Annotated in this window: 4 protein-coding genes; 3 read left to right on the top strand and 1 reads right to left on the bottom strand. The window is 29.7% G+C overall.

Going from position 1 to position 7,296, the window contains the following annotated elements; genetic code table 11:
• Nucleotides 1-85: 85 nt before the first annotated feature.
• Both ABWO04_RS08845 and ABWO04_RS08840 read left to right on the top strand, forming a co-directional pair.
• Entirely contained in the window at nt 86-568 is a 483-nt protein-coding gene (locus tag ABWO04_RS08845) for a TlpA family protein disulfide reductase (protein ID WP_353079251.1), read from the top strand.
• Nucleotides 568-2,310 carry a DUF6029 family protein gene (locus ABWO04_RS08840; protein WP_353079249.1) on the top strand — a complete coding sequence of 581 codons (1,743 nt, stop codon included), beginning with the start codon at nt 568-570 and terminating at the stop codon, nt 2,308-2,310. Before ABWO04_RS08845 ends, ABWO04_RS08840 begins: the two co-directional genes overlap by 1 nt.
• Before the next feature lie 136 nt (nt 2,311-2,446).
• On the opposite strand, the gene ABWO04_RS08835 is transcribed toward ABWO04_RS08840, so the two are convergent.
• Nucleotides 2,447-5,854 (bottom strand): DUF8818 domain-containing protein, encoded by a 3,408-nt coding sequence (locus tag ABWO04_RS08835; RefSeq protein ID WP_353079247.1) that lies wholly within the window; start codon nt 5,852-5,854, stop codon nt 2,447-2,449.
• Nucleotides 5,855-5,953: 99 nt separating this feature from the next.
• Between ABWO04_RS08835 and ABWO04_RS08830 the strand changes: the two genes are divergently transcribed.
• Nucleotides 5,954-7,267, top strand: a complete 1,314-nt coding sequence (locus ABWO04_RS08830; RefSeq protein WP_353079245.1) for a serine hydrolase domain-containing protein — start codon at nt 5,954-5,956, stop codon at nt 7,265-7,267.
• Nucleotides 7,268-7,296: the final 29 nt, after the last annotated feature.

Below are 7,296 nucleotides of genomic sequence, written 5' to 3'. Positions count from 1 at the left end.
GGCTTGAAACTTCTTATGCAAATTTAAAAAAATTTTTTATAATGCTGGAAATATCTTTTATTTGCTAATAAATAACTTCAGAATAATGAAAAAATTAGTTTTAACTTCTATGCTATTTATTTGTGTATTAGGACTTTCACAAAATAAATTACCAAGTATTTCACTTAAAAATTTAGAAGGAACAACTGTTTCTACTACTCAAAATTTTATAGAAAAAGACAAAATATATGTGTATTGTTTTTGGGCTACTTGGTGCGCGCCTTGTATTCAAGAATTAGATGCAATTAGTGAAGTTTATGATGAATGGAAATCACAAGCCAATGTGGAAGTTATTGCCGTTTCAATTGATGATGCTAGAACCAATAAAAGAGTAAAACCTTTAGTTAACGGGAAAGGTTGGGAATACACGATATTAATGGATTCCAATCAAGATTTTAAAAGGGCTTTAGGCATTTCAAACCCACCTTTTACTGCAGTAGTTAAAAACGGAGAAATTGTTTTTACTCAAAATGGTCATACTCCTGGAAGTGAAAATCATTTATTAGAACAAATTAAAGCACTTAAATAATGAAGAAAATAATCAGTTTTACGTTTTTATTTTCAGCACTTTGTGCTTTTGCTCAGAATGCCGATTCTACCAAAACGAAATTAAAAGTGTATGGTAGTTTCGAAAGAAATGGGCAATGGTACACCAATGATAAAAATAGAGGAATCAACCACGATACTGTGCCATTACGCGCTAACAATTATTTCAATGTAAATTTCAATTACAAAAAATTTACTTTTGGAACGCAAGTAGAATCCTACATGAATGAGGCATTATTAAATTTTAATCCAAAATATAAGGGTACAAATTTTGCTACGTATTACGCCAATTATAAATCAAAAAAATTAGATATAACTTTAGGTCATTATTACGTTCAGTTTGGAAGTGGCTTGGCACTAAGAACCTGGGAAGACCGATCGTTAGGGATTAATAATGCGTTACGTGGTGCAAAAGTGGTGTATTCGCCAATTGATGAAATTTCTTTTACAGCATTATACGGAAAGGCAAGAACTGGTTTTGATGTGGCAAATGGCGATGTTTTCGGATTTAATACGGATGTTAATGTTAGCCAACTTTTAAATTTTGATGCGTTCGATTTTAAATATGGTTTTAGTGCCGTTAGTAGATACGAAAAATTACCAGTTTCTGTTCAAAATTTTAGCGCTTTTACTAATTTGTTTTCAAACCGATTTGAATTGGGATACAAAAATTATTACGTAAATACGGAATATGTTTTTAAATCGCGAGATGCTATAATTAAACAAAATGTTTTGGACACCAATTTTGCAAAAGAAGGAAGTGCATTGTTAGTGAATTTTGGATATTCTAAAAAAGGAATTGGTTTTGACGCCAATTTAAGACGTGTTGAAAATATGCAATTATTAGCACAAAGAAATTTAGATAATTACCCAACACTTTCAAGTACAAGTTTAAATTTTAACGACAAAATTTTAAATTTTGTTCCAAGTTTAACCAAACAACATCATTCTAATTTGGCAAATATTTATGTATATCAAGCCCAGTTTCAAGTAGTGATGGATGAGTCTACAAAAATAAACAAGTTTGGAGAAATTGGCGGACAATTTGATTTTTTCTACGACTTTAAAAAAGGTTCTGCTTTAGGAGGAAAATATGGAACAAAAATCAATTTAAATGTATCTTCTTGGTTTAATTTGAAAGCAAAATACAGATACACAAACAATGCCGGAGAAAACATCCAAAATTATCAAGCTAAATTATTTAATGCCAACGAAAAATATTTTTCAGATTATAATATTGAAATCACGAAAAAAGTTTCCAAAAATTTCAAAACGGCTTTCACGTATATCAATCAGTATTACAACAACAAACAAATTCAAGGTATTTTTAATGAGTACATTATTAATTCTCACACCCTATTTTCAGAATCAACCTATCAACTATCTGACACAAAATCGATTACTTTTGGTTTAGAACATATGTGGGCAGATAATGACAGAAAAAATTGGGCAGCAGGAACTGTGGAATATAATCACAATGAAAACTGGTCAATATTTGCTATGGATATGTATAATTATGGCTTTGATCATAAAACGCTAACCATAAGTGAAACAGATTTATTTGATATTCACTTCTATAATTTTGGAGCCGCTTATAAAAAAGGAAGCACGCGAGTTGCATTAAATTATGGCCGTCAACGTGGTGGTTTAGTTTGTGCAGGTGGCGTATGCCGATTTGTTCCACCAAGTACTGGTTTAGGGCTACAAATTACAACCTCATTTTAAAAAAATATTAAAGAATTTTAAAAAGTAATTTCAAAAGTAGTGTCAAGCTGAACTTGTTTCAGTTTCCATAAATAATTATTTTGATTCCGAAATAAATTCGGAATGACAAAATCAGGACTTTTCAGAACACCTATTTTTAGAAAAAAGCACGCAACTGAATGGTTCCAGTATGCACCGTTTTACTGGTTTCTGATTTTCGACCGTTATAATTTACCGAAACATCTAAAAATTGCGTAATATTTTTTTGAAACAAAAGTTGCCAAGTAGTATTTTTCCCGTTTTGTAATCCTTCTAACAACTGAAAGCCAACAGGAGAAGAAGTGCTTCCAGTAAAATTATTATTGATATAAGTAAATATTCCGTTTAATGAAAATCCTTTTTCTGTATTCCAATTAAAAGAAGTTCCAAATTGCTGTTGTTTTAAATTTTCTAAATTTCCAATCGTATTTTCTTTACTATTATTTTCATAAAAAACATCCCAACTTGCGTTTTTATTAAAAATATAGGACACTTTAGGAGCAATTTCTAAGCCAGTAATATTAAAATTTCTACTTGCATAATTATCAGAAATACTCTTTACACTTGAGGTGTTTGTTTGCAATTGAAACAACCAAAATTTTTGTACTAAATGCACATATTGCAGCTGATGACTTTTAATATAATTTTCTTGACTTCCAAAATTCAACACGTTTTTTAACGCACTTGAATTGTAAGTATAGGTAACTGAATTTTTCTGTTTTCCTTTATTAAAAAACAAACTATTTCTAAAATTAGTATTCAAACCAATTAAATCTTTATCCGGAATTGAAAAAGGATTCCATTCAAAAGTATTTGAGTTCCGAGTTATTTTTTTATCAATTATTAAAGAAGTTTGATTGTAAAATTTAGACAAGAATTTCTTAAATCCTATTTCATTTTGCCAAGCATTTCCATTAAAAGTCAGCGTTTGACTCAATTTGTTTTGATAGGTTCTAATAAATATCTGATTGGGTAGAAAAATTTTCACATATTTTGCCAAATCAGAAAAGGTTGCAATTTCAAATTCTTGTAGTTCCTGAATGTTATTATTGTTATAATCGTTCCACATATAAATTCCTCGGCCGGCATCAACTTCTAAAAACGTAAATTCTTGTTGCGCAATACTTCCCGAATTGTTTTCATAAAAAGTAGTAGTCTGTATCAGCTGATTAAAAAAGGAATCAGAATAATTAAATCGCGAATTTATAGAAGGTTCTGTGGCGCGATTATCTGCAAATTTTAAGGTTCTATAATTAATGAATATACCTAAATTTCTTCTATCATTTTTGATAATTTGCGATTTCAAATAAGTTGAAAAAGAGGAGTTAACACGTTGTAATAGATTATTTTTCACACTGTCATTTTGCCGAATTAAATACCCCATTTCCGCATATACTTTTGTTGAATCGCCACGACCAATAAAGTTTCCAAATTCTGAAAATCGTTGACTAAAATTACTCAGAATTTTGGTTTCATTTGCTATTTCTTTATTGTTTTCATATCTAAAATTAGCACCCACATAGTTTTTCTTAAAATGATATTTAGCAACATTTTGACTTCTTAAAAAATTTGATGTGCTTGAGTTATTTTTACTATCCATCAAACTAATTTGTGTTTGAAGTGCCAGATTTTTGTTTTTTGTAAAGGTTTGAAATGCGTGTTTATAACCAGAAAAATTGGTAGAATATTCTAATTTTTCAAATTGGTATTTCCCAAATGTTTTCCATTTCACCGTATCTTTTTGAACCGAATTAAATTGGACACCACCCACCAACAACATCTGATTGCCTAATGGATTGGTAAGGTTCCAATCTCGATTAAACTCAATATTATACAATCGCTCAATAGGTTTAAAATTCTCTTGAATATAATTTATGGAGGCAAAAGATTGCACCTGAATTCCTTTGGAAAACAATTGCTGTTTCAGATTTAATTTTGTGGCAATTCCTTGGTTATTGGCATCATCTAAATTTGAAAATAAATTTTTATCTTGATTAGAAATGGCAATTTCTGTATCAATTTCGGTTTTTTCTGTTGGCGAAAAAGAACTGACAATCGTAGCAATTTGAATTTTTGTAGGTGCAAATAGCTTAACAATTGGTTCGTAACTTCCTTGCGGAACACCCGAAATCGGCGCTACATATTCGTAAATTTTTCCAATCGTATTGCTACTTGCTAAAATGTAATTTCCTAAATTATTTCCTAAAAAAGTAAATTTTACTTGGTATAACGTTTGTGTGGCATCCGTAGAAAAAATAAAAATTTCGGTGTTGTTTACTTGTGCTTTTTTATAGAGTATCTTATTTTCCGAATACGAATCTACATAAGCAGAAGGCGCATTCATTTGGTTTGAATCGTCTCCAGCAAGTTGTAATGTTTGAATTTGATTTTCAGATAAACTTTGTTGTAATGGCTGGTTTTTTACATCATTTTCATTGTACACATAGGCACCAATGCTAAATTTGTCACTTTCGTGCTGAAAACCGCCATAACTTAAAAACCGCGTGAAATTTCTATCCGAATATTGATATTCCATCACAATACGCATTTCGGATGTAATTGGAAAAGTGGCATTAAAAATAATTTCTCCTGCGTTATAATCTATAATATAATCTTTGTTTTCGCCGCGTTCTTTTAAAATTCCGTTTACATAAACACGTTCTGAACCCGAAATAATTAATACATATAATTCGCCACTATTACCACGTAATTTGTATGGTCCCTGATTGCCTTCTTGTCCTGTGAAATTGCTTTTTGCATATTGCCCTCGAACTAATGAAGCAGCAAAAAACAAATCGTTTTTTTTGGTATTTCCCCAATTAAAATGCGAGGAAAGTCCTTGTACTTTTTTGTTAAAATTTAAAAAGCTTGTTTTTCTGTTTTCTAAAAATAAATCACCCGCTCTTATATTCCAGTTTTTAGATGATAGTTCAATAAATATTTGATCAAATTCATCTATTTTTTGCGAATAACCGCCTTCTTGCAAAGGAATATTACTGTCTTGTATGGATGCTTTTAACGTAATATCGTCAGATAATTTCCCAGAAATTTGTAAATCTAAATTGGAATTTAAAACCGTATTTTGATTGTTTCCCACTGTAAATCCACGAGAAATACTTCCATTGGTTTGTAAACCGTTAAAAATTTGAATTTGTTTTTTTGTATTTTCCGAGAACGTAAGTAATCGTCCATTTTCATTTGGCACAATTTTTTTTTCGTCGTAAATAGTATAGGTTTTGGTTAAAAAATTTGGTAATTGATAATATTGCACTCGTACCGAATCTTGAAATATTTTTTTAAAAATTAATTTTTTAGTTTGATAATTAAATGAATAAAAAGAGGTGTCAATTTCTTGTTGATTTACATTGAAAATTTTAAATGAATTTGGATTTAACGCCGAAGTATCAATTAGAATTTCTTTATTTGTATACGCAAATTTTTTACTTTTGAAAGCGTTGTTTTTCTCTTGACCAAAGCCAACAGAAACAAAACAAAACAATAAAAGACAAATAATTTGTTTATACATACGGTAAAAGTACTGATATTTGTATAAACGTGAAAATTTCGATTTTTGTATACCATTCAATTTGCTTAATTTTGACAATAAATAACAACTTACATCACAATGAAAAAATCACTTTCTATTTTATTTTTATTTCTTTCATTAAGCACATTTGCTCAAGAAATTCGTTTTGCAAGAATTGACAGTTTATTAAACTATTTATATGAAAACGATAAATTTATGGGTTCACTTTGCATTCGTTTAGGCGATGAAGTAGTTTTTAAACAAGCCTATGGTTTTTCTGAAGCAACTAAAGGAGTGCGTGCCAATGGCGCCACGAAATATAAAATTGGATCTATATCTAAAACGTTTACTGCCACAATGATTATGCAATTGGTGGATGAAAAAAAGATTGTATTAACGACAAAATTAAATCGATTTTTTCCAAAAGTTGATCAATCTGATAAAATTACAATTGAACATTTGCTTTACCAACGCACGGGAATAAAAGACTATGCAAATGCTGATGCTACATTAACAGATGTTTTGGGCAAACCAAATACGAAAGAGCTAATTCTAAAGAAAATAGAAAATTATTCTTCTATGTTTGAACCCGATTCTCAACACGAATACAGTAATTCTAATTACTTTATATTAGGATTAATTATCGAAAAAATTACTAAAAAATCATTTGCTGAAAATTTGAAAACCAGAATTTCAGACAAATTAGAGTTAAAAAACACGTATTACACCAACGAAAAAACAGACGTAACTAAAAGAGAAAGTTATTCTTATACATTTAATGGCGAATATTGGGATAAAATTGACGAATGGAATAACGATATTGCTTTTTCGTCAGGTGGAATTATTTCAACACCGGAAGACTTAACAAAATTTATTCGTGCCCTTTTTAAAGGAAATTTAGTTACACCCGTTTCATTGGAACTAATGAAAACACTTAAAGATACTTACGGAATGGCTTTAATTCGTTTCCCGTTTGGAGAAAGAAAATTTTATGGTCATAACGGAAAAATTGAAGGTTTCGGATCGACAATGGGTTATTATGAAAAAGATGATTTGACAATTTCTTTAATTGTAAACGGCGAGAATTATAGTCAAAACGACATTATGATTGGAATTTTAAGTATATATTATAAATTACCTTATCCGTTTCCGAATTTTAAAAAGTTAGATGCAGAATTAATTCAAAAATATTCTGGAACCTTTGCCTCAAAAGATATTCCTTTAAAAATTACAGTTTTTGAAAAAGAAGGCAATTTATTAGCTCAAGCTACAGGACAACCAAGTTTTCCATTAACTTTTTCAAAAGATGATGTTTTTGTTTTTGCTGCTGCCGGAATTGAAATGGAATTTACTTCAAGTACAAGTTTCATCTTAAAACAAGGTGGCAAAAAATTTAATTTCACTAAAGAATAGAAATATTTTATCTTAGCCAATTAATTGAT

The organism is Flavobacterium sp., assembly GCF_040382755.1.
GTDB lineage: Bacteria > Bacteroidota > Bacteroidia > Flavobacteriales > Flavobacteriaceae > Flavobacterium.
Note: the sequence above shows the minus strand (reverse complement) of the source record. Positions and strands in the feature narration are given on the sequence as shown.